Origin of the sequence: Jeongeupia naejangsanensis (assembly GCF_016865585.1) — a bacterium.
GTDB classification, from domain to species: Bacteria; Pseudomonadota; Gammaproteobacteria; order Burkholderiales; family Chitinibacteraceae; genus Jeongeupia; species Jeongeupia naejangsanensis.
The window spans coordinates 1-24758 of record NZ_JAESND010000012.1 but is presented as its reverse complement, the minus strand read 5'-3'; the positions used below and the strand labels follow the sequence as shown (position 1 = coordinate 24758).

20 protein-coding genes are annotated in these 24758 nt (G+C 63.7%); 2 read left to right on the top strand and 18 right to left on the bottom strand.

Going from position 1 to position 24758, the window contains the following annotated elements:
- The first annotated feature begins 56 nt into the window (after nt 1–56).
- Both JMJ54_RS17500 and JMJ54_RS17495 read left to right on the top strand, forming a co-directional pair.
- Nucleotides 57–512: a pilin gene (locus JMJ54_RS17500; protein WP_203539850.1), complete on the top strand. Its 456-nt coding sequence runs from the start codon at nt 57–59 to the stop codon at nt 510–512.
- An 82-nt stretch (nt 513–594) separates the two neighbouring features.
- Nucleotides 595–2217: a PglL family O-oligosaccharyltransferase gene (locus JMJ54_RS17495; RefSeq protein WP_203539849.1), complete on the top strand. Its 1623-nt coding sequence runs from the start codon at nt 595–597 to the stop codon at nt 2215–2217.
- 53 nt (nt 2218–2270) lie between these two features.
- Here JMJ54_RS17495 and cysN read toward each other — a convergent pair whose 3' ends face one another.
- The 18 genes from cysN to JMJ54_RS17405 all read right to left on the bottom strand — a co-directional run.
- Complete coding sequence (cysN, locus tag JMJ54_RS17490; RefSeq protein ID WP_203539848.1) at nt 2271–3707, bottom strand: sulfate adenylyltransferase subunit CysN; 1437 nt, start codon at nt 3705–3707, stop codon at nt 2271–2273.
- A 26-nt stretch (nt 3708–3733) separates the two neighbouring features.
- Entirely contained in the window at nt 3734–4021 is a 288-nt protein-coding gene (locus JMJ54_RS17485; protein ID WP_203539847.1) for a YciI family protein, read from the bottom strand.
- 14 nt (nt 4022–4035) lie between these two features.
- Nucleotides 4036–4962, bottom strand: a complete 927-nt coding sequence (cysD, locus tag JMJ54_RS17480; RefSeq protein ID WP_189460886.1) for a sulfate adenylyltransferase subunit CysD — start codon at nt 4960–4962, stop codon at nt 4036–4038.
- A gap of 189 nt (nt 4963–5151) precedes the next feature.
- Nucleotides 5152–5523, bottom strand: coding sequence for a ribosome silencing factor (gene rsfS / locus JMJ54_RS17475; protein ID WP_203539846.1), 372 nt, complete (start codon nt 5521–5523; stop codon nt 5152–5154).
- A gap of 7 nt (nt 5524–5530) precedes the next feature.
- A complete protein-coding gene (gene nadD / locus JMJ54_RS17470) occupies nt 5531–6163 on the bottom strand; it encodes a nicotinate-nucleotide adenylyltransferase (RefSeq protein ID WP_203539845.1) in 633 nt (210 codons plus the stop codon).
- 54 nt (nt 6164–6217) lie between these two features.
- Nucleotides 6218–7474 carry a glutamate-5-semialdehyde dehydrogenase gene (locus JMJ54_RS17465; protein ID WP_203539844.1) on the bottom strand — a complete coding sequence of 419 codons (1257 nt, stop codon included), beginning with the start codon at nt 7472–7474 and terminating at the stop codon, nt 6218–6220.
- 244 nt (nt 7475–7718) lie between these two features.
- Nucleotides 7719–8492 carry a trypsin-like serine peptidase gene (locus JMJ54_RS17460; RefSeq protein WP_203539843.1) on the bottom strand — a complete coding sequence of 258 codons (774 nt, stop codon included), beginning with the start codon at nt 8490–8492 and terminating at the stop codon, nt 7719–7721.
- A 69-nt stretch (nt 8493–8561) separates the two neighbouring features.
- Nucleotides 8562–9356 (bottom strand): hypothetical protein, encoded by a 795-nt coding sequence (locus JMJ54_RS17455; protein ID WP_203539842.1) that lies wholly within the window; start codon nt 9354–9356, stop codon nt 8562–8564.
- 130 nt (nt 9357–9486) lie between these two features.
- Nucleotides 9487–10788, bottom strand: a complete 1302-nt coding sequence (locus tag JMJ54_RS17450; protein ID WP_203539841.1) for an ATP-binding protein — start codon at nt 10786–10788, stop codon at nt 9487–9489.
- A gap of 237 nt (nt 10789–11025) precedes the next feature.
- Nucleotides 11026–11748 (bottom strand): two-component system response regulator RstA, encoded by a 723-nt coding sequence (gene rstA / locus JMJ54_RS17445; protein WP_203539840.1) that lies wholly within the window; start codon nt 11746–11748, stop codon nt 11026–11028.
- 62 nt (nt 11749–11810) lie between these two features.
- On the bottom strand, nt 11811–13181 hold the full coding sequence (gene pelG, locus JMJ54_RS17440) for an exopolysaccharide Pel transporter PelG (RefSeq protein ID WP_203539839.1): 1371 nt from the start codon (nt 13179–13181) through the stop codon (nt 11811–11813).
- On the bottom strand, nt 13181–14701 hold the full coding sequence (gene pelF, locus JMJ54_RS17435; protein ID WP_203539838.1) for a GT4 family glycosyltransferase PelF: 1521 nt from the start codon (nt 14699–14701) through the stop codon (nt 13181–13183). The genes pelG and pelF overlap by 1 nt, the downstream gene beginning before the upstream one ends.
- Nucleotides 14698–15675 (bottom strand): tetratricopeptide repeat protein, encoded by a 978-nt coding sequence (locus JMJ54_RS17430; RefSeq protein WP_203539837.1) that lies wholly within the window; start codon nt 15673–15675, stop codon nt 14698–14700. The genes pelF and JMJ54_RS17430 overlap by 4 nt, the downstream gene beginning before the upstream one ends.
- Nucleotides 15672–17018 (bottom strand): PelD GGDEF domain-containing protein, encoded by a 1347-nt coding sequence (locus JMJ54_RS17425; RefSeq protein WP_203539836.1) that lies wholly within the window; start codon nt 17016–17018, stop codon nt 15672–15674. The genes JMJ54_RS17430 and JMJ54_RS17425 overlap by 4 nt, the downstream gene beginning before the upstream one ends.
- Entirely contained in the window at nt 17002–17565 is a 564-nt protein-coding gene (locus JMJ54_RS17420) for a DUF4136 domain-containing protein (RefSeq protein ID WP_203539835.1), read from the bottom strand. The genes JMJ54_RS17425 and JMJ54_RS17420 overlap by 17 nt, the downstream gene beginning before the upstream one ends.
- A 44-nt stretch (nt 17566–17609) precedes the next feature.
- Nucleotides 17610–21275 carry a tetratricopeptide repeat protein gene (locus JMJ54_RS17415; RefSeq protein ID WP_203539834.1) on the bottom strand — a complete coding sequence of 1222 codons (3666 nt, stop codon included), beginning with the start codon at nt 21273–21275 and terminating at the stop codon, nt 17610–17612.
- A complete protein-coding gene (locus JMJ54_RS17410) occupies nt 21244–23988 on the bottom strand; it encodes a bifunctional glycoside hydrolase/polysaccharide deacetylase family protein (protein ID WP_203539833.1) in 2745 nt (914 codons plus the stop codon). The genes JMJ54_RS17415 and JMJ54_RS17410 overlap by 32 nt, the downstream gene beginning before the upstream one ends.
- A 153-nt stretch (nt 23989–24141) precedes the next feature.
- On the bottom strand, nt 24142–24758 hold a 617-nt coding region (locus JMJ54_RS17405; RefSeq protein ID WP_239000176.1), incomplete at its 5' end, for a pyruvate kinase.

Genomic DNA, 24758 nt, shown 5'->3' with positions numbered 1-24758 from the left:
TGGCTGCGTGAAGTGGCCACCCAGGCTATCCCTTCAAAGAAGTTGGAGAAGAGCAAATGAAAAAGATGCAACAGGGCTTCACCCTGATCGAATTGATGATCGTTGTGGCGATCATCGGTATTCTGGCTGCGGTGGCGATTCCGTCGTACCAGAACTACACCAAGAAAGCGAAGTTCACCGAAGTGATGCAATCGACGCAGGCCATCAAGACGGCCGTCGAGCTTTGCATTAACGATACGAATGACGTCAATGCATGCGACGGCGGCAGCAATGAAATTCCTGCCGACACCACCGGTGGTTCGGCTACGGTTGCAGCAGTTGGCAAGTACGTGCAGTCGATTTCGACTGCTGATGGCAAGATTACCGCTACTGCTGTGGGCTCGTCTACTACGCCCCAAGACGGCCTGAGCGGTGAAAACTACATCCTAGAGCCGCAGTTCAGCTCGGCCACTGGCGTGAAGTGGGCTGTTGCTTCCAATAGTACTTGTATCACTGCCAAGCTCTGCAAGTAACAAGCATATCGGTCTTTGAATCGTAGAAAGTGCCCCAATTGGGGCACTTTCTATTTCCACTGTTACTGTCCGAAAGCCAGTCATGCTGCATATCGTCAATACTTTACTTGTGTTTTTATTGCTGACCGTCCCTACGGGGATTTTTCTCGGCGAGATGCCGGCCGATGGCTGGGCCGGCTTTCTTGCGTGCTTGCTTGTCGTCTGGGTTTTGTTCAAGCACAAGCGCCTTGCGTTACCGATAGCAGCAGTGTCCGGATGGCTCGGACTGATCCTTTTGACTCTCTGGCGAGGTGATGATTACCTGCGAGCCGCTGCGGCCATTGTCATGGCAATGGCCGCGCTGATGTGGATTGCCGGGCGAAATCTGGCTTCGCAGCGCGAGGTCATCCTTGATGCATTTGCGTTGGGAACAGTTTGCGGTGCGCTTAGCAATGCAGCGGCCGGGATAATCCAGTTTGCCGGCGTGCCGGCGTGGCTTGATGGTTGGGTTTACCAAAGCCAGGGCATCGTGAATGGCCATTTTGCGCAAGCCAACAATTTTGCCAGTTTCGTATTGTTTGGTGCAGCATCCATTTTCTGGTTATTGCTACGCAAAAAAATTGCGGGCTTTGTTGCCCTTTTGCTGGCATTGCCGATGGCGGTGGCGCTGTCACTGACCACATCACGAACGATGTTGCTGATCTTGTCTGCCTGGATTTTGATGGCAGTTTTGCTGATGCGACTTCAGCCTGCTAACCGGAAAATCTGGGGTGGGATTGCGTTGTTTGGACTGAGTGTATTTTGTGGCCAGTGGCTTGTGGCTGAAATGGGCTGGTCTAATGCCAATGCATTGGCACGAACGGAGATCGGAGGTGCGCATAACGTACGCCTACAGTATTGGCACCAGGCTTGGATGCTGATTACCGAGAAACCCTGGTTCGGCTGGGGACTTGGGCATTACGGTTTTCAGCAATGGCAGCAAGTGTCCAATGGGCAGTTTCCGGTCACCATCGACGAAGGGGTCACTAGTCATTGCCACAATTTCATTCTGCAAGTGCTGGCAGAATATGGAATTGCTGGATTGATGTGTGTAACGGCGATGCTGATTCCTGTGGCGGGATCGATCTGGAAAAATAGAAATGATCCGGCGTTCGCATTCGTTGCATTTCTGAGTGGCGCTGTGCTGATCCACAGCTTGCTCGAGTTTCCGTTGTGGTATACGGTTTTCTTGATGCCGTTTTGCCTTTTATGGGGTCTTGTCGATCAATCCCGTTGTACTACTGTTTCATTTGGTAGCAATCGGCAATGGGCATTCTTTTTCCTGGTTTTCGTTTTGATGTTTTGGGGCGGGGCGTGGCTGGCGATGGGCAAGCTCGAGAAGTATTTTACTCCGCCTCAGGAAACTGCCCAGCGTATCGCCGCCACACGTGAGCTGAGTAAAGCAGGAATGCATCCGATGTTGCACTACATGTCGGATGTGGCATTAAGCAATTATCTGGTTGCTGACAATTTGTTCGGCGAGCAAAAGGAGGTGCTGTTACTGCAATTGTGGCAGTTCAGGCCGTTTCCGCTCTTGATGCTTAAAATGGCGATGATTGATTATGCGTCGGGAGATTTAATAAAAGCAAAACAGTGGATTGACGTACTTAAACAGACTAATCCGAGATTTATGTCCAAGGCGTTGGAAATGTATCCGGCATATAAACCGGTTATCGATTTGATGTGATTTTTCAAAAAAGGCCATCCGAAGGGATGGCCTTTTTGTTTCGAAACGATGCTTTACTTTGAAAGCCCTTGAATGGCATTCACTCCCCAGTGCGGAAAATGCTTCCGCACAAGCGCATTCAACTCCACCTCGAACGCCCGCAACCTTGCCAGCTCATCGGCATCGCTGCTGATGCCCTTGGATTCGGCTGCTTCGACAATCATCCCGGCTCCCGCTGTCGCGTTGGACAGCCGGTCGATGATGATGAACGAGCCGGTGCCGCGGCAGGCGGTGTAGGGGTCGAAGACGACCGGGGCGCTGGTTTCGAGGGTGACGAGGGCAATTTCGTTCAGTTGCAGCGCATCGGTGGCGGTCTGCGCCAGCGTGTTGACGTCGATCCGGTGAGTAATCTGGCTGACGCGGCCGTAGACGCTCTTGCCGGCGAGCTTGAACTGGTATTCCTTGCCGACGAGCAGCGGTGCTTCGTTCATCCACACGATGTGGGCGCTGAACGCCGAGGCGACTTGCGGTTGCGCATCCTGTGCGCGTACCAGCAGATCGCCACGGCTGACGTCGATTTCGTCTTCGAGCGTCAGTGTGATCGCCTGGCCGGCGAAGGCGGCGGGCTGTTCGCCCTCGAAGGTGACGATGGCTTTGACCTTCGATGTCTTGCCGGAGGGCAGTGCGACGACTTCATCGCCCGGTACGACATGGCCGGCGGCGATGGTGCCGCAGAAGCCGCGGAAGTCGAGGTTGGGGCGGTTGACGTACTGCACCGGCAGGCGGAAGGCGTCGAGTTTGGCGTTCTTGCTGACCTGGACGCTTTCCAGCAGACCCATCAGCGTGGCGCCGTCGTACCACGGTGCGCGGGTCGAGGCGTTGACGACGTTGTCGCCCTTCAGCGCCGAGATCGGCACGAAGCGGATGTCGTCGATGGCCAGTTCTTCGGCGAACTTCAGGTAGTCGGTCTTGATTTCGTTGAAGCGTGCTTCGGAGAAATCGACCAGGTCCATCTTGTTGACCGCAACAATGACGTGCTTGATGCCGAGCAGCGAGACGATGAAGCTGTGGCGGCGCGTCTGCGTCTGCACACCGTAGCGGGCATCGATCAGGATGATGGCAAGGTCGCTGGTCGATGCGCCGGTCGCCATATTGCGGGTGTACTGCTCGTGGCCCGGGCAGTCGGCGATGATGAACTTGCGCTTTTCGGTGCTGAAGTAGCGATATGCGACGTCGATGGTGATGCCCTGCTCGCGCTCGGCCTGCAGGCCGTCGACCAGCAGTGCCAGATCGATCTCTTCGTCGGTGGTGTTGTACTTCTGGCTGTCTTTCTTGATTGCGGCCAGATGGTCTTCGAAGATCAGTTTCGAATCGTGCAGTAGCCGGCCGATCAGCGTCGATTTGCCGTCGTCGACGTTGCCGCAGGTGATGAAACGCAGCAGATCCTTGTTCTCGTGCTGCTTCAGGTAAGCGAGGATGTCGCTGGCGATCAGGTCGGATTGGTGGGACATGGTGTGATCCAGTGGTATCCCGCGGCTCAGGCGCGCAGGAAGGAAAGGGCGTCGGCGGACAGGTTGGGCGCGAATTCGATGATCTGGTAGCGTGCGGCGCCGGCCTGATGGAACGGGTCCTGCCGCGTCAGCGCCTCGAGCGCTTCACGGTTCAGGCCACGGGCGAGGATCACCCCGCCGGTGCGCGGCACTTGCGGCCCCGAGAGCAGGAAGATGCCGGCATCGTACTGGGTCTTGAGGAAGGCCCGGTGCGCAGGCACCAGCGCGTCGATCTCATCCAGCGGCCGCAGGTATTCAACCAGAATGACAAACATCGGCACGGCCCCGCTCAGAAATAGCCTTCCATTTTCTTCTTTTCCATCGACCCGGCACTATCGTGGTCGATGGCGCGGCCCTGGCGTTCGGACGTGGTGGTCAGCAGCATTTCCTGGATGATTTCCGGCAAGGTCTGCGCCTTCGAGACCACGGCGCCGGTCAGCGGGTAACAGCCCAGCGTGCGGAAGCGTACCCATTCCTTGCGGATCGTCGCCTTCTGTTCCGGCGTCAGGTACTGCAGGATGCGTTCGTCGTCGATCATCACTAGCGTGCCGTTGTAGTCGACTACTTCACGCTCGGCCGAGTAGTACAGCGGGACGATCTCGATGTTCTCGAGATAGATGTATTGCCAGATGTCGAGTTCGGTCCAGTTCGAGATCGGAAACACCCGGATCGATTCGCCCTTGTCGATGCGCGAGTTGTAGATGTTCCACAGCTCGGGGCGCTGGTTCTTCGGATCCCAGCGGTGGTTCTTGTCGCGGAAGCTGTAGACGCGCTCCTTGGCGCGGCTTTTTTCCTCGTCGCGACGCGCGCCACCGAAGGCGGCATCGAAGCCGTACTTGTTCAGCGCCTGCTTCAGGCCCTCGGTCTTCATCACGTCGGTGTGCTTGGCGCTGCCGGCGGTGAACGGGTTGATGCCGGCCTTCACGCCTTCCTCGTTCACGTGGGTGATCAGGTTCCAGCCCTCGGCCTTCTGCTTGTCGCGCAGCGCGTACATGTCGCGGAACTTCCAAGTCGTGTCGACGTGCATCAGCGGGAACGGCGGTTTGCCCGGCGCGAAGGCCTTCTTGGCCAGATGCAGCATCACCGCGCTGTCCTTGCCGATCGAGTACAGCATCACCGGGTTGTCGAACTCGGCCGCGACTTCGCGGATGATGTGGATCGACTCGGCTTCGAGTTGCTTGAGGTGAGTCAGCCTCGCTTCACTTACAAGGTTCATGGTGCTCCACGGCGGGCCCGCAACGGGCCGGGACAATACGGAATAAGGCCGAATCTACCGTAATAAAACCAGCGCAGAAAGATTGCCTGGTTATAAGGATATGGGAAGCGTTCTCCATCCCCTTGCGCTGACAGCAGGCAGCAAAAAGCCCGGCTGGGCCGGGCTTTTCGGGGGATGCTGCTGCAGCAGTCAGACCGCGGTCCAGCTCTTGCCGAGCGGGTTGAAGGTCGGCTTCTGGCCGCCCCACAGCTGTTCCAGATCGTAGTAATCGCGCACTGCCGGCAGCATCACGTGCACGACCAGTTCGCCGGCGTCGACCAGTACCCAGTCGCCGCTTTCTTCGCCTTCGGTACCGACGATATCGTAGCCTTTGGCCTTGAGCTCGACCGCGACGTTGTTGGCGAGCGCGCGTACCTGGCGGTTCGAATCGCCGGAACAGACGACCATGCAGTCGAAGAGTTCGGTCAGTTCGGTGGTATCGAGGGCGAGGATGTCCTTGCCCTTGATGTCTTCGAGCGCCGCAACGGCCACGTCGCGCATCGCTTGGGTCAGTTCGTTCATGTTCTTCCTAGGGTGTAGTCCGGTAGAGGCCGCTGGCGGAGAGTTCGTCGGCGATCGGCGTCAGGGCCGATACATTCTCGCCGCGCGCGAGTTTTTCGCGCAGCTCGGTCGACGAAATCGTCGTCAGCGGACTCGGTAATTGGCTGATTTTACCGCGAGCCAGCGTTTCGGGTGCGGCTGTTACCAGCCGCTTGGCATATTCACGGCTGATTTCGGCGGATAACCGGTCGAATGCGAAGCCCGGCCGGGCCGCAACGACCAGATGACCGAGGTCGAGCAGCTCGCGCCAGCGGTGCCAGCCAGCCAGCCCGGCGAGCGAATCGGCGCCGATCAGCCACACCAGCAATGTCTCTGGGTATTCGGCCTGCAGCGCGGTCAGCGTGTCGATCGTATAACTGTAGCCTTCACGCCGCACTTCGCGGTCGTCGACGGCGAGGCCGGGTTCTCCGGCGATCGCCAGCCGGACCCAGTCCAGTCGCTGTTGCGGCGAAACGCGCAGTGCGGTGCGATGCGGGGGCAGACCGGTCGGGATCAGCCTCACTTCGGGCAGTGCAAAGGTGTCTCGCAGGCAGCGTGCGAATGCAAGGTGACCGTTGTGGACCGGATCGAAACTGCCGCCGTAAATGCCGAGTGTGTTCATTGTGTCTTCAATGCAAACGGCCCGCTGCAAGGCGGGCCGGTGCGTTGTGCTGGTTCAGGCGCGGATTTCGCCGTCGCCGAGCACGATCCACTTCTCGCTGGTCAGCCCTTCGAGGCCGACCGGGCCGCGGGCGTGGATCTTGTCGGTCGAGATGCCGATCTCGGCGCCGAGGCCGTACTCGAAGCCGTCGGCAAAACGCGTCGAGGCGTTGACCATCACCGACGCCGAGTCGACCTCGCGCAGGAAGCGCCGCGACTTGGTGTAGTTCTCGGTAACGATCGCATCGGTGTGGTGCGAGCCGTAGGTGTTGATATGGTCGATCGCTGCGTCCAGATCGGCCACGACCCTGATCGACAGGATCGGTGCGAGGTATTCGGTGCGCCAGTCTTCCTCGGTGGCGGCAATCGCGTCCGGCAGGATGTCGCGCGTCGCCGGGCAGCCACGCAGCTCGACGCCCTTGGCGCGGTAGATCTCGGCCAGCGGCGGCAGGATCAGTTCGGCGACGGTGGCGTTGACCAGCAGCGTTTCCATCGTATTGCACGGTGCGTAGCGGTGCGTCTTGGCGTTGTCGGCGATACGGATGGCCTTTTCCGGATCGGCTTCGTCGTCGATGTAGACGTGGCAGATGCCGTCGAGGTGCTTGATCACCGGGACGCGGGCATCGGCGGTGATCCGCGCGATCAGGCTCTTGCCGCCACGCGGCACGATCACGTCGACGAACTCGGTCATCGTGATCAGCTCGCCCACGGCGGCACGATCCGGCGTCTCGATGATCTGTACCGCTGCGGCCGGCAGGCCGGCCACTTCCAGGCCTTCCTTGACCAGCTTGGCGATGGCCTGATTGCAGTGGAACGCCTCGCGGCCGCCGCGCAGGATCGTCGCGTTGCCGGACTTGATGCACAAGCCGGCGGCGTCGGCGGTGACGTTCGGACGGGCTTCGTAGATGATGCCGATCACGCCGAGCGGCACGCGCATCTTGCCGACCTGGATGCCGGACGGCCGGTACTTGAAGTCGCCCATATTGCCGATCGGATCGGGCAGCGTGGCGATCTGCCGCAGGCCTTCGGCCATGGTCGCGATGGTCTTGTCGGTCAGTTGCAGCCGGTCGAGCAAGGCGGCATCAAGACCGTCGGCACGCGCCTGATCCATGTCCTGCGCATTGGCGGCCAGCAGCGCGCTGGTATCGCGGATGACGGCATCGGCGATCGCATTCAGCGCGGCATTCTTGGCGCCGGTGCTGGCCTTGGCCATGGCACGGCTGGCGGCGCGGGCGTTGCGGCCCACATCCTGCATGTATTGCTTGATATCCATCGCGACAAACTCCGATCAGCAAAGCGGCTGCGCGAATCCGGTGCGGCGTGCCTCGGTGCCCGCAATCTTCATGGACTTGCAGTCCATTCCGGTTGCTGCGCGCCGGGTTCCTTGCCTCGGATCCGCTCGCTTGATTTGAATACGATTCAACCGATTGTACCGAAAACGTCGCGGAGCGACCCGGCCGGCGAGCGAGGCCAAGCGGGGAGGGGGCGCGTAAAGCACCGCCGCCGGATGCGCCAGTCTAGGGGCGTTCCGGCAACTGCAGGACGGTGACGGCCACGTTGTCGGCCTTCTTGCGGTTGAACCAGTCCGGGGCCGAGCTTTGCACCGCGATCAGCTGCGGGCCGTATTGCGTGTCGATGAACAGCGGCGAACCCGAGTCCCCGGACAGCGTGTCGCAACGGTGGTAGAGCGTATTGTTGCTGCGGAACTTGGTGATCTGGCAGCCCTGATGCGCGGTCAGGATGTCGTCGTGATCTTCGGCAAATCCTGCCTGCGTGGCGCGATAGGCTGCGTCCTTCAGCGCGGTGGTCAGCGTCTGCCGGTCGCCCTTGAACAGCGGGATCGGGGCCGGTGCGGCGCCATCGGCGCGCTCGAGCTTGATCCAGGCGATGTCATAGCGTGCGGCGGATGGCTCGATGTAGACATCGTCGCCCTTGTAGACGAGGCCGGCCCGGAATTTCGGGTGGAAAACCTGGTCGACGACGCGATAGCGGGCCTGATACTTGCCTTTGTGGAAACCGGCCTTGAACCACTGGCCGGGGTCGATCTTGCCCTTGTCCATCAGGAAGCAGTGGGCTGCGGTGACGGCCAGATCGGGCGCGACCAGCGTTGCGGTACAGGTGCTGGCGGCGCGGGTTTCCAGCTGGCCGATTGCCGCATACGGCGCCGGGTAGGGTGCACTGATCGCCACCCGGTCATCACGACCGAAGAACAGTGCCTTGCGCTCGCTGGCCGGGTCGGCGTGGGCGGCAAGGCTGAGGGCGGACAGAAGCAGGGAAGCGAGGTAACGCAAGTTGGTCGATCCTGAAATGCAAAAACGGGGACAGTGTCCCCGTTTTTTCGTGCTTGAGCGAGCCAGTGATTACTTGGCAGCAGCAGCCGAAGCAGCCGAAGCGGCCTTCTTGGCTTGGGCCTTTTGTGCAGCCGAAGCGGTCGAAGCAGCCTTCTTGGCTTGAGCCTTTTGTGCAGCCGAAGCAGCCGAAGCGGCCTTCTTCGATTGAGCCTTTTGTGCAGCCGAAGCGGTCGAAGCAGCCTTCTTGGCTTGAGCCTTTTGTGCAGCCGAAGCGGTCGAAGCAGCCTTCTTGGCTTGAGCCTTTTGTGCAGCCGAAGCGGTCGAAGCAGCCTTCTTGGCTTGAGCCTTTTGTGCAGCCGAAGCAGCCGAAGCGGCCTTCTTGGCTTGAGCCTTTTGTGCAGCCGAAGCGGTCGAAGCAGCCTTCTTCGATTGAGCCTTTTGTGCAGCCGAAGCGGTCGAAGCAGCCTTCTTCGATTGAGCCTTTTGTGCAGCCGAAGCGGTCGAAGCAGCCTTCTTCGATTGGGCCTTTTGTGCAGCCGAAGCGGTCGAGGCAGCCTTCTTGGCTTGAGCCTTTTGTGCAGCCGAAGCGGTCGAAGCCGCCTTCTTGGCTTGAGCCTTTTGTGCCGCCGAAGCGGTCGAAGCAGCCTTCTTGGCTTGAGCCTTTTGTGCAGCCGAAGCGGTCGAGGCAGCCTTCTTGGCTTGAGCCTTTTGTGCAGCCGAAGCAGCCGACGCGCCCTTCTTGTGTGCGTGCTTTTCAACCTTCACAGCCTTGACGCTGGAAGCCGGCGAAGCTTCAGCAGCGATGCCGGCAGCAGCAGCGGTAGCGAACACACCAGCAACGAGAACGGCGAGCAGTTTTTTCATGATTGTCTGTTTCCAAGTAAGAAGAACACGTCTTGTGTTGGAGGCGATTATCAAAAAACTGGCTTACAGGGTCGATGCGCGCTTGGTAGCGACGTGTAACGCCGTGTACGCGACGTGGTGGTACGGGCGGTCAGAGCTTGCCGGCGTCGCGCAGCGTCGTTGGCCACGAGAGCACGAGGCGTGCGCCGCCGAGGGGCGAATCGTCGATCCGCACGTCGCCGCCATGGCCGCGCATGATCATCGCCACGATGGCGAGGCCGAGGCCGAAGCCGCCGCTGTCGCGGTTGCGGCTGCCTTCGAGCCGTTCGAACGCCTTGACCAGCCGGGCCCGCGCTTCCTCGGGGATGCCGGGGCCGTCGTCGTCGACGATCAGCTGGGCCACGCCATCGGCCCATGCCAGTGTCACTTCGACACGGCCGCCGCCGTAACGGCGCGCGTTGCTGACGAGGTTGCCGAGCGCACGGGACAGGTAATAGCTGTCGGCGGCGAGCCAGGGGGCCTTGACCGGCGTGGCGTTGGTCAGCGGAATGGCGTTGCCGGCGACACTGAGTTCGTCGAGCTGGCGGGACAGCCACGGCAGGATTTCCAGCGGCTGCAGTTCCATCGTCAGCTTGCGGGCTTCGAGGCTGCGCAGTGTCAGCCACTCCTCGATCAGCGCGTCGATGTTGTCGAGGTCGCGCTCCATGCCGGCGGCGACGTCGGGCGTTGCGGCACCGGCCTTCAGCGCTTCGAGCCGGTAGCGCAGCCGGGCCAGCGGGGTACGCAGATCGTGCGAGATCGCGTCGATCATCGCCTGCCGGCTGGCCGACAGTTCTTCAACGTCGTGCGCCATCCGGTTGAATGTTGCGCCGAGCGGCGCCAGTGGCGAGGCTTCGTCGAGCGAGACGCGGACGCTGAAGTCGCCGGTACCGACTTTGCGGCTCTGCCGGATCATCGCCAGCAGGTCGCGCCAGAACGGCCGCAGCCACAGCCAGGTCGGCAGGCCGAGCGCCAGACACATCAGCGCGAGCGCGAGGATGTCCGGCCACGAGACGTTGTCGAGCTGCTCGAGGTAGGACACCGGGCCGAGCACGACCATCAGGTCGGTCTTCGGTATCCGGTGCAGGTACAGGCCGGCGTCGGCGACGAGGATGATGTCGCCGGAGGCGAGCGCGACGCGGTTGTCCGTGCTGAGCACGTAGGCATCGAGCGCTTCGACCTGTACCGGCACCGGCAGGGTGCCGCGCAGCCGGCTGATTTCGTCATGCCACAGCGATTGCGGCAGGTCGCCGAGTTCTTCCTCGATGATGGTGATCGTCGACTGGAAGATGTCGGTCAGATAGCGCTCGTTGGTGCGCTCGATCATGTGCTTGTAGAACGAGCCGACCAGCAGCGCTGCGCCAAGGAAGCAGATGACGACGGTCAGGTAGAACCGCAGGAAGAGCTTGCGCATCGGGTTCCTAAAACGGGAGGCGTGCTGCACAAGGCGCGGTCGGCCATTGCTGCATCGGCCGGGCCAGCTTGCCGCGCGATGAAGTATCGGGACGAGCGAGCCGGTTCACGACAAGGAGGCCACGCTGCAGCAGCCGGACCGGGCTGTCTGCCCATGAGGACGCCCCGCAGGAAGTGCCCTTGGGGTGCTGCGAGGAGCGCCCGACGCAGTGGCAAGCCGGCGCAGCCGTCCGTGCCACTACTCCTGCCACCAGATGTCGGTGGCGAAGAGATAACCCTTGTGGCGGATGGTCTTGATCTTGCGCGGCTCGTGCGGATCGTCGTCGAGCTTCTTCCGGAGCCGGGAGATCGCCACGTCGATGCTGCGGTCGAGTCCGTCGTAATCGATGCCGCGCAGCTTCTTCAGCAGGTGATCGCGCGAGAGGATTTCGCCGGCGTGGCTGGCAAGTTCCCACAGCAGGTCGAAGTCGCCGGTCGACAGCCCCAGCGGCTCGCCCTGGTAGTTGGCGGTGCGGTTGCGTAGGTCGACGGTGAGCTTGCCGAAGTTCAGCGTGCTGCGCTCTCCGGCAGCGGCCGGCGAGGCGGTCAGCGGCACGGCCGGCGTGCTGCGCAGGTGGGCGCGAATGCGTGCCAGCAGCACGGCCGGTGGCGTGGTCTTGACGACGTAGTCCGATGCGCCGATCTCGAAGCCGAGGATCTGGTTCATGTCGCTGTTGAGCGAAGTCAGGATCACCACCGGGCCGGTATAGAACTCGCGCAATTCTCGGCAGATGGTCAGACCGTCCTTGCCGGGCAGCATCACGTCGAGCAGTACCAGGGCCGGTGGATCGGTGCGGACGCGCTCGATGACATCGTTGCCGTCGGCGACGTGGTCGACGTCGAACTCGAACGAGCGCAGGAAGCCGCCGATCAGCCCGGCGAGTTCGAGGTCGTCTTCGACGAACAGGATGGTTTGGGTCATGCGGAAAATCCTTGCGGCCACCGGCCTGGTGGCCGGGTCGGCGGAATGCGTGTGCGTCGAGTTTACCGCAGCATGAAGGTTTCGTATTCGAGCCGGTCGAGCTTGCGGTTGAGCAGCAGCAGACCGACCGTCACGCACAGGAGCAGCGACAGCGCGAAGCCGTAGCCGTACCAGCTGGAGCCGAGCTGGATCGAAATCCAGCTGAGGATAGCGTTGGCGACGACGAACAGCGCCGTCAGGCCGAGGACGATGCGGCGCGAGTCGAGGTAGAAAAACACGTTCAGCACCGCCAGCAGCGCGACCTGCAGGCCGGCGGCGAAGACGTCGACATACAGCAGCGGTAGGTAAAGCGGTGACAGGCCGAGCCAGGCGAAGATTTCGCCGGCGAGCATGTAGGTGACCAGCATGGCCAGCCCCTGGATCTTGGCGATTTCGGCGAGCCCCTGGCGGATCGAGAACACCATTTCGTTGCGGTAGGTTTCCAGCTGTTCGAGCGAGCCGCCTTCGCGCACGGCGTCGAAGAAACGGTTGTAGTAGTCGACGAAGTCGGTTTCGATCCGCACGAGGAAGACCGCCATGCCCGGGATGATCGACAGGTAGGCGATGAAGATCGGGAAGTCGTAGATCGGTGATGCACGCAAGGGGCCGATGACGGCCTGGCTGGTGCTCGGGTCGAGCCAGAAAATGAACTTGTCGATCCAGATGCCGAGGTTGTAGAACAGCCCGGTGAGGATCAGCGCCGGATACATCCGGCCGCTGCGCATGAACTGCAGCGAGATCAGCCGTTCGGACGGGTAGTGCTGCCAGACGAGGAACCACAGCCCGCCGGCCAGCAGCGCATGGCCGACGACAAAGCCCGTCAGCAGGCCTTCCAGCCCCCATGGCCGCAGCCACAAGGCGATGACCACGGTCGTGCCGTAGCCGAGCGCGAACAGCAGCACGATCGACAGGTAACGCTTCATCCCCGACAGGAAGACCGCGGCGATCCAGATCAGGCACAGCAGCACGAAGCCGTTGAACATCAGGATCCGGTAGCCGACCGATTCGCCGGCGAAGGCGGTGAAGCACAGCACCAGTGCCAGCGTGCCGGCGACGGCCAGCGTGACGAACTGCGCGCCGATGAAGTTAGGCAGCACATGGTGGTCGTGCTTCTGGTAAAGCCGGTCGGCGATGTAGCGCGTGAACGCCAGCTGCAGCGGTCCGGTGACGATCAGGCTGGTTGCCAGCAGCCAGGTGACCGAGACCTGGAACTGCTCGATCGCGATCTTCGGGACGACGACCGACAGGCTCAGCAGGCCGATCAGCTGGACGCCGATGATCGACAGGATCCACGGTCCGGCGCTGATCAGGCCGGCGTAGGCGTAGGCCTGCAACTGGCCGAGGTAGCTGTCGCGCCGGAGCAGCTTGCGCAGCTCGAAACCGATACCGGCCATCAGGCTGTCTCCGTGGCAAAGGCGGCGCCGTACAGCGCACGGTAACTGTCGAACATCTGCGCCTGCGTGTAGTAGCGCTCGACCCGGGCGATCCCGGCGGCCTGCGCGGCATGCCAGTGTGCGGGTTCGAGCAGTTCGACCGCCGCGTCGGCCAGTGCCTGCGGATCGGCGACGCCGACGACACGGCCCGAAGCGCCGAGCGCCTCGTCCTCGGCGCCGTGGCCGTAGACCAGCTGGCGGCAGGAGCCGACATCGGTGGTGACCGCCGGAACGCCCGCGGCATAGCCCTCGAGCAGGACCAGCGGCAGGGCCTCGGAAATCGAACTCAGCACGACGACGCCGACCTTGGGCAGCAGCGCGTCGATGCGCTGGAAGCCGAGGAAACGGACCTTGTCGGCCAGACCGAGGCTGACGACGAGCTCGCGGCATTCCTGCGCGTAATCCGGCGACTCGTCCTCGGGGCCGGCGATCCAGGCTTCTGCATCGGGCCGGCGGTTGACGACGGTCCGCATCGCGCGGATGAAGGTCTTGATGTCCTTGATCGGCACGACCCGGCCGATCAGGCACAGCACCGGCGGAATCGATTCGTCACGTTGCGCGCGCAGCGGCGCCAGTCGTGCCAGATCGATGCCGTTGGGAATCGAGCGGGTCCGCGCGGCCTCGGCGCCGTCACGCACCTGCCGCAGCCGGTTGGCTTCGTACAGTGCCACGATGTCGTCGGCGGCGCGATAGCACTGGCGGCCGAGCTGCTCGAAGAAGCGGATCCACAGCTCGCGGAAGTAGCCGATGCGGCTGGCCTCGCGTTCGAAGACGTTGCGGTTGTCGCGGATCCACTCGCTCTGGTAGAGGTCGATCTTGCGTTCCTTGGTATAGATGCCGTGCTCGGACAGCAGCAGGCGCGCACCGGTCCGGTGTTTGAGCAGGGCGCCGAGAAAGCCGGCATAGCCGGTCGAGACGCTGTGAAAAAGCCTGGCGGGCGGCAGCTTTGCCGCGATCTCGGCGAGCAGCCAGACCGGCGCATGCATGGCCCGGATCGTCCAGAAGTAGTCGACGAAGGACGGGTCGGTCGAATGCTGGCGGTACTGGTTGCAGATGAAGTGCCAGGCCGCCTCGCTGTAAAGGAAGTCGCTGCGTCCCATCAGCCCGTTGAACAGCCGCTCCAGCATGCGTTCGACCGCCTCGGGTGAGGTGTCGAGGCCGTTGGGCGCGCGGAAGTGGGCGTGTGCCTTGGCAATGATCTCGAATTCGGCTGCGTCGCCACGGTGGGCGCGCGGCTTGTCGTTGTGCTGGATGTCGTGCAGATAGTGGCAGGTCAGCCAGGCGACGTTGTCGGGCAGGGTGTACTTCATCCCGGCGTAGTCCTCGCGGCGGCTGCCGAGGAAGACGATACCGAACTGGAGTTCCGGAAAGCCGCGGATGATCTGGTTGACCCAGCTCGATACGCCACCGCTGACGTAGGGAAAGGTGCCTTCGAGTAACAGGCAGACGTCGACGGGCCGCGTCGGATGATCGGTGGTCATTGGCGGCTCCAGAAGCGGACGACGGGCTGCAGCGTGTCGTTGACGTGTAGCGGATTGAGGCTGGGAAAGAGTGCGCGCATCGCGCCGAAATCACGACGGACGTAGGCCAGTTCGGCCAGATAGGGAATCAGTTTCACGTGCGGATAGCCGAGGATGCTGGCGGTGCCGAAGGCATTGCCGGCCTCGTCCAGCTGTTCGTGCAGCAGGGCGAACTTGCCGCGCAGCATCCACAGGTCCGGCTCGCGCGGCGCCGCTTTCAAAGCTTCGTCCAGATAGCGTTCGACCTCGCCGGCGGCGAACCGGCGCACATCACCTTGCGCGAGGTCGTGATAGATCAGCTCCCAGTACAGGAAGGCCAGCGTCCGCGCGGCAACGGGGTCGCCGTCGCGATAGCGTTCGAGCGCGATGTTGATCTGGCTGTCGAGGCGTTTCTCCTCGCGTTCGAGCATGCCGTAGGCCAGCAGGCGCAAATCCTCCTCGGGATCATCGAGCAGATCGCGCAGCAGCTCGCTGGCATGACGGATCGGCATCGACTTCAGCGTCAGCAGCGCCGACAGCCTTGCTTCGGGCCGGGTGTGCGGATCGGTCAGGCGCATGCGCACGCCGCCCATGCCGTAGCTGATTGCGCTGCGGTTGCGCGAGGTGAACACCGGCGCCGGCAGCACCCGGAAAGGCGGTGGCGGCTGGGTGCGCCGGCTGCGCGTACCGAGCCAGGCGGCAAGGCTGAACACCGGCACGCCCAGCACAGGCAGGAAGAGCGCGGCCAGACCGAGCAGCGACAGCGTCAGCCGTCGCGGCCGGCGTTGCGATGTGGGAATCAGCCACCAGGCCAGCGCCATTTCGGCGATGCCGATCGCGAAGTGCGTCGGCAGCGTCGGTGCGGACAGGTTCATGCCCTGGGTGCTGGCGATCACCAGCGTCAGGTTCAGCGCCGGCAACACCAGCCAGAGCAGCAATCCGGCCAGCGCCTTCACGCTTCGGCCTTGTCCGCTTCAAGCGGCGCGAGCGCGCGGTTTTCGCGCAGCAGGCCTTGCAGCTGGATCCAGGCATCGGCCTTGGTCAGCTCGACGCAGTGGTAGCTGAACCCGGCCTGGTGGGGCGATTTGCCGAAACGTTCCTGCAGCAGGGTCTCGATCCGCGCGACGTAACCTTCGATCACGCGCGCCGTCGACAGCGGCATCAGCGTGATCAGTGCCCGCGTCGGCCGGTCCTGCAGTACCCAGGTCTGGTCGAGCCCGCGTTGTGCACGCAGGACGGTGTTGAAGATGTCGTGCTGCTGGGCGCCATGGCGGAAGAACTGTACGACGATGGAGCTGGTCAGCCCGCTTTCGCGCCGGACGCGCTGCAGGTTGAAAACCTCGTAGGCGAAGCTGGCCGGGCAGTCCGGCAGCGCTTCGAGCAGCGGCGCGGCGAGTTCGCGCACCGACACCTGCTCGGCGTAATACGCCGACAGCACCGAAATCATCTGCAGCGTATCGTCGTTGAGTGCGAAAAACGGCATGTGCTTGATCGCGAGCACGCCGATCTGCGCGCCGATGCTGTTGCGCAGTGGCACGGCCACCAGCAGGCCGGTTTCGGTCGTTTGCAGCGCATCGGTCTGCACGTGGCACAGCGTGCGGTGGCTGATGGCGTATACGAGGAGCGCGTCGTCGGTGTCGTAGTTGTGGTCGCTGCCGATCAGCGCGACCGGGTCGCGGACGAGTTCGCCGTTGCGCCATTCGAACAGCGCTGCGGCTTCGAGCTGGCAGAACTGCGCCATGAAATCGAGGAAGGACTGTGCGACTGGCAGGTTGCCCTCGCCGCGATGCGCGTCGAGCAGTTCGCGCAGTCGCGCCAGTGCATCGCGCAGCGTGACCGGACGGCTGATCAGGTTCTGTTCGAGCCGTTCGTGCGACAGCCGCAGCAGATGGTGCTGGCGGGCCAGCCGGTCGAGCCGCTCGTCGATGTAGCGGTTGAGCTCCTCGACCCGGCGCACGCGGGTACGCCAGATGCCGCTGTATTCGCCGGCGATCATCGTCATGATCAGCCCGCCGATGAAGTATGCCGGCGGCAGCGGCTGGTTGTGGGCCAGCAGCATCCAGCCGAGCAGCAGCACCGCCGCGGCACTCAGCCCCGGCAGCATGCCGTAGCGCAGCGCGACCAGCAGCGGGATCAGCCACAGCCACGGAAACGGCGCCTCGACGCCGAAGGGATCGGCCGGCGAGAGCCAGAGTCCGATGGCCAGCCCGAGCGCCGGCATGCCCAGCGCTTCGGCCCAGTGCCACCAGGGCAGGCGCGCCTGCGTGACGTAGGTTTGCCAGTTAGCGAGTTTCAGCACCCGTATTCTCCGACAGCGGCAGACCGTTGACGATGTCGCGCATCAGCTTTTGCGCGACTGCAGCGAGGCTTTCGCGCGAGAAGCCGCTCTTGCCGCCGACGCCGCTCCAGACGACCTGGCCGGTTTGCAGATCCCAGACGGTCAGGCTCAGGCCGACTGCCGGCTCGCCGTCGACGCCGACCTTGTAGCGCCATTCGTCGACGCTGCCGCCGATGGCGTAACGCAGCCCCTCTTCCTTGGCCCAGTTGCGGGCGGCATCAAGCGTCGCACGCTCGTCCGGGGCCAGCATCGTTTCCTTCGACAGGCTGCTCGGGTAGGGGCGCAGGTCGGCAATGCCGCGCTGGTGCAGCAGCGGTTGCAGGATGGACTCGGCACGCAGGCCGGCCAGCGGCGTTTCGGTGTGGTTGACGATGGGCAGCATCGCCCATTGCGCCTTGGCCGGCAGCGGCGCGCTCTTCGAAACGTCGACGACGGCGCACGCCGAAAGCGCGAGCAGCAGGCACAGAGCGGCCAGGCGGCCGATCAGCGAGGGTACGGGTCTTTGCATGATGGTCCTTTTCGTTGTTTGGATTCGTCGTGCTGCGTCAGGGGTCAGAACAGCCATTGGTAATACATGCCCAGATCCAGACTGGCGTCGCCGCGGTCGGTGTTGCTGCGCTGGACGTACAGCGTCATCCGGTCGCCGCCGAACACGCTGCCGCCGACGCCGAGCAGGCCGCCGTATTCGACGCCGCTGATGGTCTGATAGCCGACGGTCATCAGCCCGTAGGGATTCCAGCTGCGTCGCGGCAATGTCGCGGTGTCGATGTCGTAGCCGAGGCCGAGCGTGGTGCGCTGGAAATGCTCGGGCAGCAGCGTTTTCGCCGTGATCGTTTCGCCCGGTGCAAATCCGTCCGGCGTTTGCAGCACCACGTCGCGGGCGCTGGTCCACATGGTCTGCGACATCAGTTCGGCGGAAATCAGCCCGGCGAATCGCCAGCTGATGCTGGCCAGCAGCTCCTGCTTGTCGCCGAGCAGCGTACCGTCCTGCAAGGCGTAGCGGGCAAGGTTGGCGCGGAGCTGGGCCGACAGGTTGCTGCGCAAGCGGTAGCCGGCGCCGAACGAAAGGCGATTCTGGCGGCCGAGCAAGGTCAGCCCGACGGTGTCGTCGGTCGGTTCGTTCAGTGCGGCTTCGACCAGCCAGTCGATGCCGCCGATGCGGTCGGCCCAGTGTACGGCAGCGCCGGTGTTGTCTTCCCACGCACGCCGTTGCAGCAGCGAAACGGACCAGCGCGCATCATCGGCATTGTTTTCCGAGCCGACCTCGGACAGGGTCAGCACCAGCAGGCCGTTGTTCTGCCGGTAGCCGGTCGGCGAGTAGGTGTAGGGCGTTTCGGCCAGCTGCATCGTCAGCCGCAACGTCGGCGTCAGCGCGATGCGTGCGCCGACGACGGTGCGCGTGCCCTTGAGCGTGTCCTGCAACAGCCGGTCGATCTGGACGGTGATGCGGTTCGGCCGGTCCATGATCAGCTCGGTTTCGAGCGCCAGATGCAGCGCGTCGTTGTCGGGCGCGCCGTCGGCGGCGACGTGTGCCAGCGATGTTTCCAGCGGCTTCTGGCCGGCGACGTGCGCGAGCAGCGTGGCGTCGGCGGGCTGAACGGCGATGCCGTCGCGTTCGAGCGCCTGCGCGATCGCGGCTTCGTCACCGCGCAGCATGGCGCTTTGCCGCGTCAGGTAGTGCGGGTCGGTCAGCTTGCGGGCGTAGCGGCGCCAGTACCAGTAGCGTGCCCGGGCATCGTCGTCGCGACCGGTGAGCCAGGTGTAGGCGAGTTCGTCGACCGCCGCGTCGTCGCGGCTCCCTGCTGCCTGCGACGCGAGCGCGGCAAAGAGCTTGCGTTCGGCGGCATCGGTGCGTTCGAACATCAGCGTCAGACGGAGCTGCGACAGCAGCGCGTCGAGATTGCCGTCGGGGCTGGCCGGGCGCTGCTGCCACGCATGGCGGCGAATCCGCCACGCCTGATCCGGGCTGCCGGCCTGCTCGACCAGATCGGCATAGTTCATCAGCCAGGCGAAATCGCCGCTTCGTTCCGCCAAAAGCTGGCGCTGCCACACCAGCGCTTTCTGGATGCGGCCCAGCGATTGCCAGCCGGCAGCAACGGCCTGCGCCAGTGCCGGGTCGCTTTCCGCCGGTTTTTCCAATCGCGGCAGCAGGCCCGCCAGCGCGTTTGCGTCCGATTGCTGGATCAGCAGCCAGACGAGGCCGATGCGGGCCACGCCAAGCTCGGGATTCAGCGCCAGTACGGCCTCGAAATCGCGATGCGCGGCCGCCAGCTGGTTGGTCTCCTGGTGGTAGCGGGCGCGGAGCAGCAGGAAGTCGCCGTCCTTTTCAAGCTGGCTGCGCTGTGCGGCGGAGAGCGCCGACAATCGCTGGCGGATGGCCGCGTAATCGCCGCGTTCCAGATCGATGGCCAGAACCTGATTCAGGTAGACCGGATCGCCGAAGCGTTGCCACGCTGCGTCCGCCACCGCCCGGCGCCCGGTGAGGTCGCTTGCGGGCAGCAGCGCAATCAGGCGGCCGGCATCGACCGCCTGCCATTTCGGCGAGCCGGGCAGGTGCTGGTAGGCCTGGCGGGCCACTTCGTCATGCTGCAGCTGCCAGGCCAGATCGCCGAGCAAGCGCCAGTAATCGCCGTCGGCATCGGTGCCCACGTCGCGGGCATCGGCCAGCGCGCGGTACGCGCCGTCGAGGTCGCCACGGCTGTAGCGTAAGGCGGCCAGCGTTCTGGCCCAACCGACCCGCTGACCGAAACGCGCCAGCAGCGTCTGGTAATTGACGATGGCGCCGGCATCGTCGCCGCTGCGTTGTCGCAGCAGCGCTGCGCGCTCGAGCATTCCTGCGTCGGGACGCGCGTGGAACTGTGCCTCGAGGAAACGGATGCCGGCCTCCGGACGGGCCATGCGTTCGTACTGCGATACCAGCTGGTCGAGTTCGGTGGTCGACAGCGTACGCCGGCGCGCTTCGCGTTCCTTGGCCAGCAGCAGGGCTTCATCGTCGAGCAGCCCCGGGGCAAGGCGCAGAATGGCCTGCCACGCGTCGTTGTCATCGGCCCGCAGCGCCAGTTTCTGCCAGGCGGCCAGTGCGTCCTGCGGGTGACCATCCCACTCGGCGACTTGCGCGTAGCGCTTGAGCCAGCCGTTGTCGTTCGGGACGGCCTTCAGCGCTGCCGTGGCGACGGCAAGTGCGTCGTCGAGCTTGCGGTTGCCGACGAAAACCTCGAAGGCCAGCTGGAACGATTCGGCATCGAACGCGGCATTGGGTGTGGCGGCAATCCGCCTCACGCTCGCGCTGCGCCATTCGGGGGCGGGAAGGGCGTTGTAGCCGGCCAGCGCCAGCCGGCCCGCTTGCGCATCCAGCCAGGCCATCCGCACCAGTCGTCTGGCGTATCTGTCGGCGGCGGCATTGTTGCCGGCGGCGCGGGCCAGCCGGGTGAGCGTGAGCAGCACGTCGCGGTCACCGAGCAGCTCGCTGCCGTGGGTGTCGGCGGCACTCAGCGCTTCGTCGAGCAGATTGCCCGATTGCAGGGCCGCGACGCCGGCAAGGAAGTAGCGTTTGCGGTTGTCCGGCGAGTGGCTGGCAGCCTGTGCCGCGAAGTAGTTCGTGGCGGCGTCCCGATAGCGGCTGTGGGCAAAGGCGAGGGCCCCTGCCTTGTCGTGCCAGAGTGGCGCACGGCCCTGGTCCCGGGCTGCAAGGGTCTGGTAAAGCGCAGGCAGCTGGTCGGGAGCGTAATTGCCGAGCTTGCCGATCAGCCAGTCGGTTTCATCGGTGGCCGGGTTGGCCGCCAGTTTGGCCAGCAGGCTGCGCAGCTGCGCCAGATTGGCATCACGCGTGGGGCCCGGCGGCAGCGAGACGGTTCGCGCCTCGGCGATCAGCAGGCGTTTTCGCTGGCATTCGCGCTGTTTACCTGCGTCCGAGCCGCGCTCCCAGACGGCCAGCAGGGCTTCGGCGTCACCATAGCGCTGCTGCTGCATGTAGCCGTCGATCAGGGCGCGGCGGACCTGGTCGTTCTCCGGGTGCGTCTGCAGCAATGCCCGCAGATAGTCGATGGAGACGGCGTCGTTCCCGTGTTTTTCGGCCAACTGGCCCAGCGCCGAATCATTGGTGTGCAGCAGATACAGTCCGCCGGCCGTCGTCGCGATCAAGGCGATGACGGCCCACGGTGCGATCAGCCGCGCACGCGACGGCGGTTCAACCGCAGCTGACGTCGATCTGGGCGGCATGGCGACTCAGGGTATAGCGTTGCAAGGCGGCTTCGTTGCGCGGGGTCAGGACGACATTATCGGCCCGCACGCTGCAGCGCGCGGTGTTCGCCATCGCGAAGGTCAGCGGGCGGGTCGAATCGAGGGCAAAACTGAGCTTGCCCGGTGCGGACTGCCATTTCTTCAGCAGGCCGCTGGCATCGGCGAGGTAGGGCTGCGTCGGCGCGGTCGCCTGCAGCGCGAGATAGGCACTGTCATCGGCGAGATGCACGTAACGTTCCTTGCCGTGCTCGCTGAAGCCGGCGATGTTGCGGCTGGCCGCAATGTCCGGATAGCCCAGTTCGGCGGGAATCCGCACCGTGCGCAGTGCCCCGGCGTGGATGGCAAAGCCCTTGTCGTCGCGGGCGATGGTCGCGGAGAAAAAGGCATTTGCGCGTTCGATGTACTGCGATGCGAACATCGGGGTAATCGGCTGCTTCAGGGCCCAGCTCACGGCCTGCTGTACGGCGTCCAGCGATGCGCGTTTGGAGGCCGCGTAAAAATGCAGGTAGATGTTGATCGGCTTGAGGCGACGCTCGCCGTCGGTCATTTCGAAGGTTTCGATGACGCGGCGGTAGCCGTAGAAGGGCCCGGTCCAGTCGTTGGTGTAGACGTTCTCGTTCTGGTTCGGCGCAAAGATCTGCAGCTCTCCCCCGAAGGGCAGGCCCACCGGGGCCACGGCGGTGATCGAGGGCAGACGCTTGGTGATGACGGTGTCGCCGCCGTTCATGTTGAGGACGCCGGCCTTGCGGGTCAGGCCCACGGCGTCGGGCATCGGCTTGCAATCGCCGGTCCACAGGAAGACCTTGGTCTGCTTGCCCGGTGGCGCGAGGCGGTGATTGATGTAGTCGATCGAACCGGCGATTTCGCGATTCAGGTCGAGCGTGTAGCCGGGAATCTCAAGGTGGTAATCCTCGGCATTGTTGGTGTTGACCCTGCCCCACTGGAACGGGTGCGAGAACGAGTGGCTGGCGATTTCGACGTTCGGCAGCGCGAAAATCTGCCGGGCGATGGCTTCTACCGCGGGCGAGTCCTTCGGGTACAGGCCGGTCGGCGCCACTTCGCCCTCGATGACCGATACGGTGGCGGGCAGGCCGTACTTTTTCAGTACCTCGTTCATCATCACTTCGCCCGCGTAGGGGCGGTTCGGCATTTCCGCGCGGGAAACGAAGCCGTCGCCGTCCAGATGCATCAGGAAGACGCGGCGACCGTTTTCGGTGGTGACGTCGGCGATCGGCCCCGGTGGCAAGCGCAAGGCGCGCTGGAAAAACGCGATCGGATCGAGCTGCCAGCGATTGCTCTGATCGGGCATTTCACTGCGGAAGTAGGGGTCGAGCACATAGCCGCCCCAAGGCATGATGGCGGCAGCGTCGAACCGGCGGCCGTTGGCATCGCTCAGGCTCAGCAGCGGCTCTCCCTGTTTCGCGGTCAGGCCGCGGAACCCGTCCCGTTGGGGGCGGGGGGCGATTTCGAAGTCGTAGAGCGGGGACTGGGTCACGATCTTGCGTGCCGGGGTTTCAGGCTTGCCGTCATCGATCAGGCCGAGTCGTTGTGCCCAATCGCCGCGCGTCTCGACACCGAGTCCGGCAAAGGTGACCCAGGGCAAACCGTCGTCGATCGCGTGTCGCAGCCATGCCTGGGCAGGGGCCGGCAAGGTGACGCCGTCGAGCCAGCTGACGATCCCGGCATACCGTCCGATCAGTACGCCACCCGGCATTGGACCGCGGACGTCGACAAATTCGGGCGTCAGCCCGAGATAGTTGAGCGGGGTCAGCAGGGCCAGCAGGTCCGAGCGCATCGGCGTCGAAAACCGTTGGCCGTCGTACAGGAACAGCACCTTGCGGGGCTGCACTTCGCGCAGGCCGACGCCGATCGTTTTCAGGTAGGGATCGGCAACCCAAGGAATGAAACCGTCCGCGAGGATCTGTTCGGCGGTGCGGCGGGCCAGTGCCCGCTTGGCCGGCGCGACGTAGTCGATGGCGATGACCGGCAGTTTGTAGTCGTTGACGATGGGGGCGAGCTGCTGCTTCAGCCAGGCCCGGTCGGATTCGCTGGCCTCGACGTAGCGCTTGCGGGACTGGTCCCAGCCCCGGTACAGCGATTCGAATGCCACCGCGGCCAGATCGGCGTGAATGCTGGGCATCACCTCGAAGCCACGGTTGGCGATCAGTTGCAGGTCCGGATAGCGGATCCTGATCGCCCGGATCGCCCGGGCCAGACCGTCGATTTGCGCCTGCTGGCCCTGTGGCGTCTTGGCGACGATCTGCCATGAATCCAGCGTGTCGAGGAACAGCCCCCGGTAGCCCAGCTGGTAAAGCGGCGTCACCATCTTGTCGACGACGAAGGCCGGCCAGTCGGGCTGGCTCTGGTCGACGATCACCCCGCCCCAGGCGTCGTTCTTGCCGAGTACCCACGATGGCGGCAATGACTTCGCGTAGGGTTGATCTGCGGTGATTTCCCCGAGGCTCATGTAGGCGAACCAGCGGGTGGTACCGGTTGTGGGGGCGGTGGCCAGATTGCCGGGCTCGACCACGACCCAGTCGAATGTCGACAACGCATCGATCGGCGGCGACTCGCCATAGAAAAAGGCGACGCTGGGCTGAGGCGTCGCTGCCCGGGCCAGTTGTATCGTCCAGCTACCCAGGATCAGGACAAAAAGAAAATACGTGCAGACTCGACGGGCAAGATAGGGCATAGGCACCGGAGAGAGAAGGTAGATTGTAAGAATGAAGCTAGCTTAATATGCCAGCCGGCTGGTGTATGTAACGAACACCCACAATCAACCTAGGTCTCACCGGGATATAAATACAACCTCGGTCAGCTATAGGCTGTCCGAGGTTGTAAAAACCTACTTGCCGCTGATCTCGATGATCCGCAGGCTATCGGCGCCGTTGATGCCGCCGCGCTGCGAGCCGAAAGTCAGCGCTACCCGGTCGCGGGGCGCGATCAGATTGCCCTTGAGAAGGGCGAGCTGTGCGTGGCTGAGCTGGGCCTCGCGGTCCTGGCCGACTTCGGCCGGGAGCAGCATCGGCTGTACGTGGCGGTACAACGCCAGTTTGCGATAGGTCGCCAGTTCGAGCGTGCATGCGTAGATCGGCACGTGGCTGTTGTAGCGCGACAGCCACAGTGCCGAGGTGCCCGAATGCGTCAGTGCCACGATGGCCTTCAGCGGCAGGTGGCGGCTGGCGTACAGCGCGGCCATTGCCACGGTCTGGTCGACGCGGTCGAACTGCGCCGTTCCTCCCCGGACTTCGCTGTCGACCCGGCATTCGCCCGAGCGTTCGGCCTCGATGCAGGTGCGCACCAGCGCCTCGACCGCCTCGACCGGATACTTGCCAGCCGCCGATTCGGCCGACAGCATCACCGCGTCGGTGCCGTCGAGCACCGCATTGGCACAGTCGGACACTTCGGCGCGGGTCGGCACCGGGCTGGAAATCATCGATTCCATCATCTGCGTCGCGGTGA

What these genes read in the sequence shown, in the direction of transcription:
- JMJ54_RS17500 (WP_203539850.1), top strand. Translation starts at nt 57, where the DNA reads ATGAAAAAGATGCAACAGGGCTTCACCCTGATCGAATTGATGATCGTT.
- JMJ54_RS17495 (WP_203539849.1), top strand. Translation starts at nt 595, where the DNA reads ATGCTGCATATCGTCAATACTTTACTTGTGTTTTTATTGCTGACCGTC.
- cysN (WP_203539848.1), bottom strand. Translation starts at nt 3,707, where the DNA reads ATGTCCCACCAATCCGACCTGATCGCCAGCGACATCCTCGCTTACCTG.
- JMJ54_RS17485 (WP_203539847.1), bottom strand. Translation starts at nt 4,021, where the DNA reads ATGTTTGTCATTCTGGTTGAATACCTGCGGCCGCTGGATGAGATCGAC.
- cysD (WP_189460886.1), bottom strand. Translation starts at nt 4,962, where the DNA reads ATGAACCTTGTAAGTGAAGCGAGGCTGACTCACCTCAAGCAACTCGAA.
- rsfS (WP_203539846.1), bottom strand. Translation starts at nt 5,523, where the DNA reads ATGAACGAACTGACCCAAGCGATGCGCGACGTGGCCGTTGCGGCGCTC.
- nadD (WP_203539845.1), bottom strand. Translation starts at nt 6,163, where the DNA reads ATGAACACACTCGGCATTTACGGCGGCAGTTTCGATCCGGTCCACAAC.
- JMJ54_RS17465 (WP_203539844.1), bottom strand. Translation starts at nt 7,474, where the DNA reads ATGGATATCAAGCAATACATGCAGGATGTGGGCCGCAACGCCCGCGCC.
- JMJ54_RS17455 (WP_203539842.1), bottom strand. Translation starts at nt 9,356, where the DNA reads ATGAAAAAACTGCTCGCCGTTCTCGTTGCTGGTGTGTTCGCTACCGCT.
- JMJ54_RS17450 (WP_203539841.1), bottom strand. Translation starts at nt 10,788, where the DNA reads ATGCGCAAGCTCTTCCTGCGGTTCTACCTGACCGTCGTCATCTGCTTC.
- rstA (WP_203539840.1), bottom strand. Translation starts at nt 11,748, where the DNA reads ATGACCCAAACCATCCTGTTCGTCGAAGACGACCTCGAACTCGCCGGG.
- pelG (WP_203539839.1), bottom strand. Translation starts at nt 13,181, where the DNA reads ATGGCCGGTATCGGTTTCGAGCTGCGCAAGCTGCTCCGGCGCGACAGC.
- pelF (WP_203539838.1), bottom strand. Translation starts at nt 14,701, where the DNA reads ATGACCACCGATCATCCGACGCGGCCCGTCGACGTCTGCCTGTTACTC.
- JMJ54_RS17420 (WP_203539835.1), bottom strand. Translation starts at nt 17,565, where the DNA reads ATGCAAAGACCCGTACCCTCGCTGATCGGCCGCCTGGCCGCTCTGTGC.
- JMJ54_RS17415 (WP_203539834.1), bottom strand. Translation starts at nt 21,275, where the DNA reads ATGCCGCCCAGATCGACGTCAGCTGCGGTTGAACCGCCGTCGCGTGCG.
- JMJ54_RS17410 (WP_203539833.1), bottom strand. Translation starts at nt 23,988, where the DNA reads ATGCCCTATCTTGCCCGTCGAGTCTGCACGTATTTTCTTTTTGTCCTG.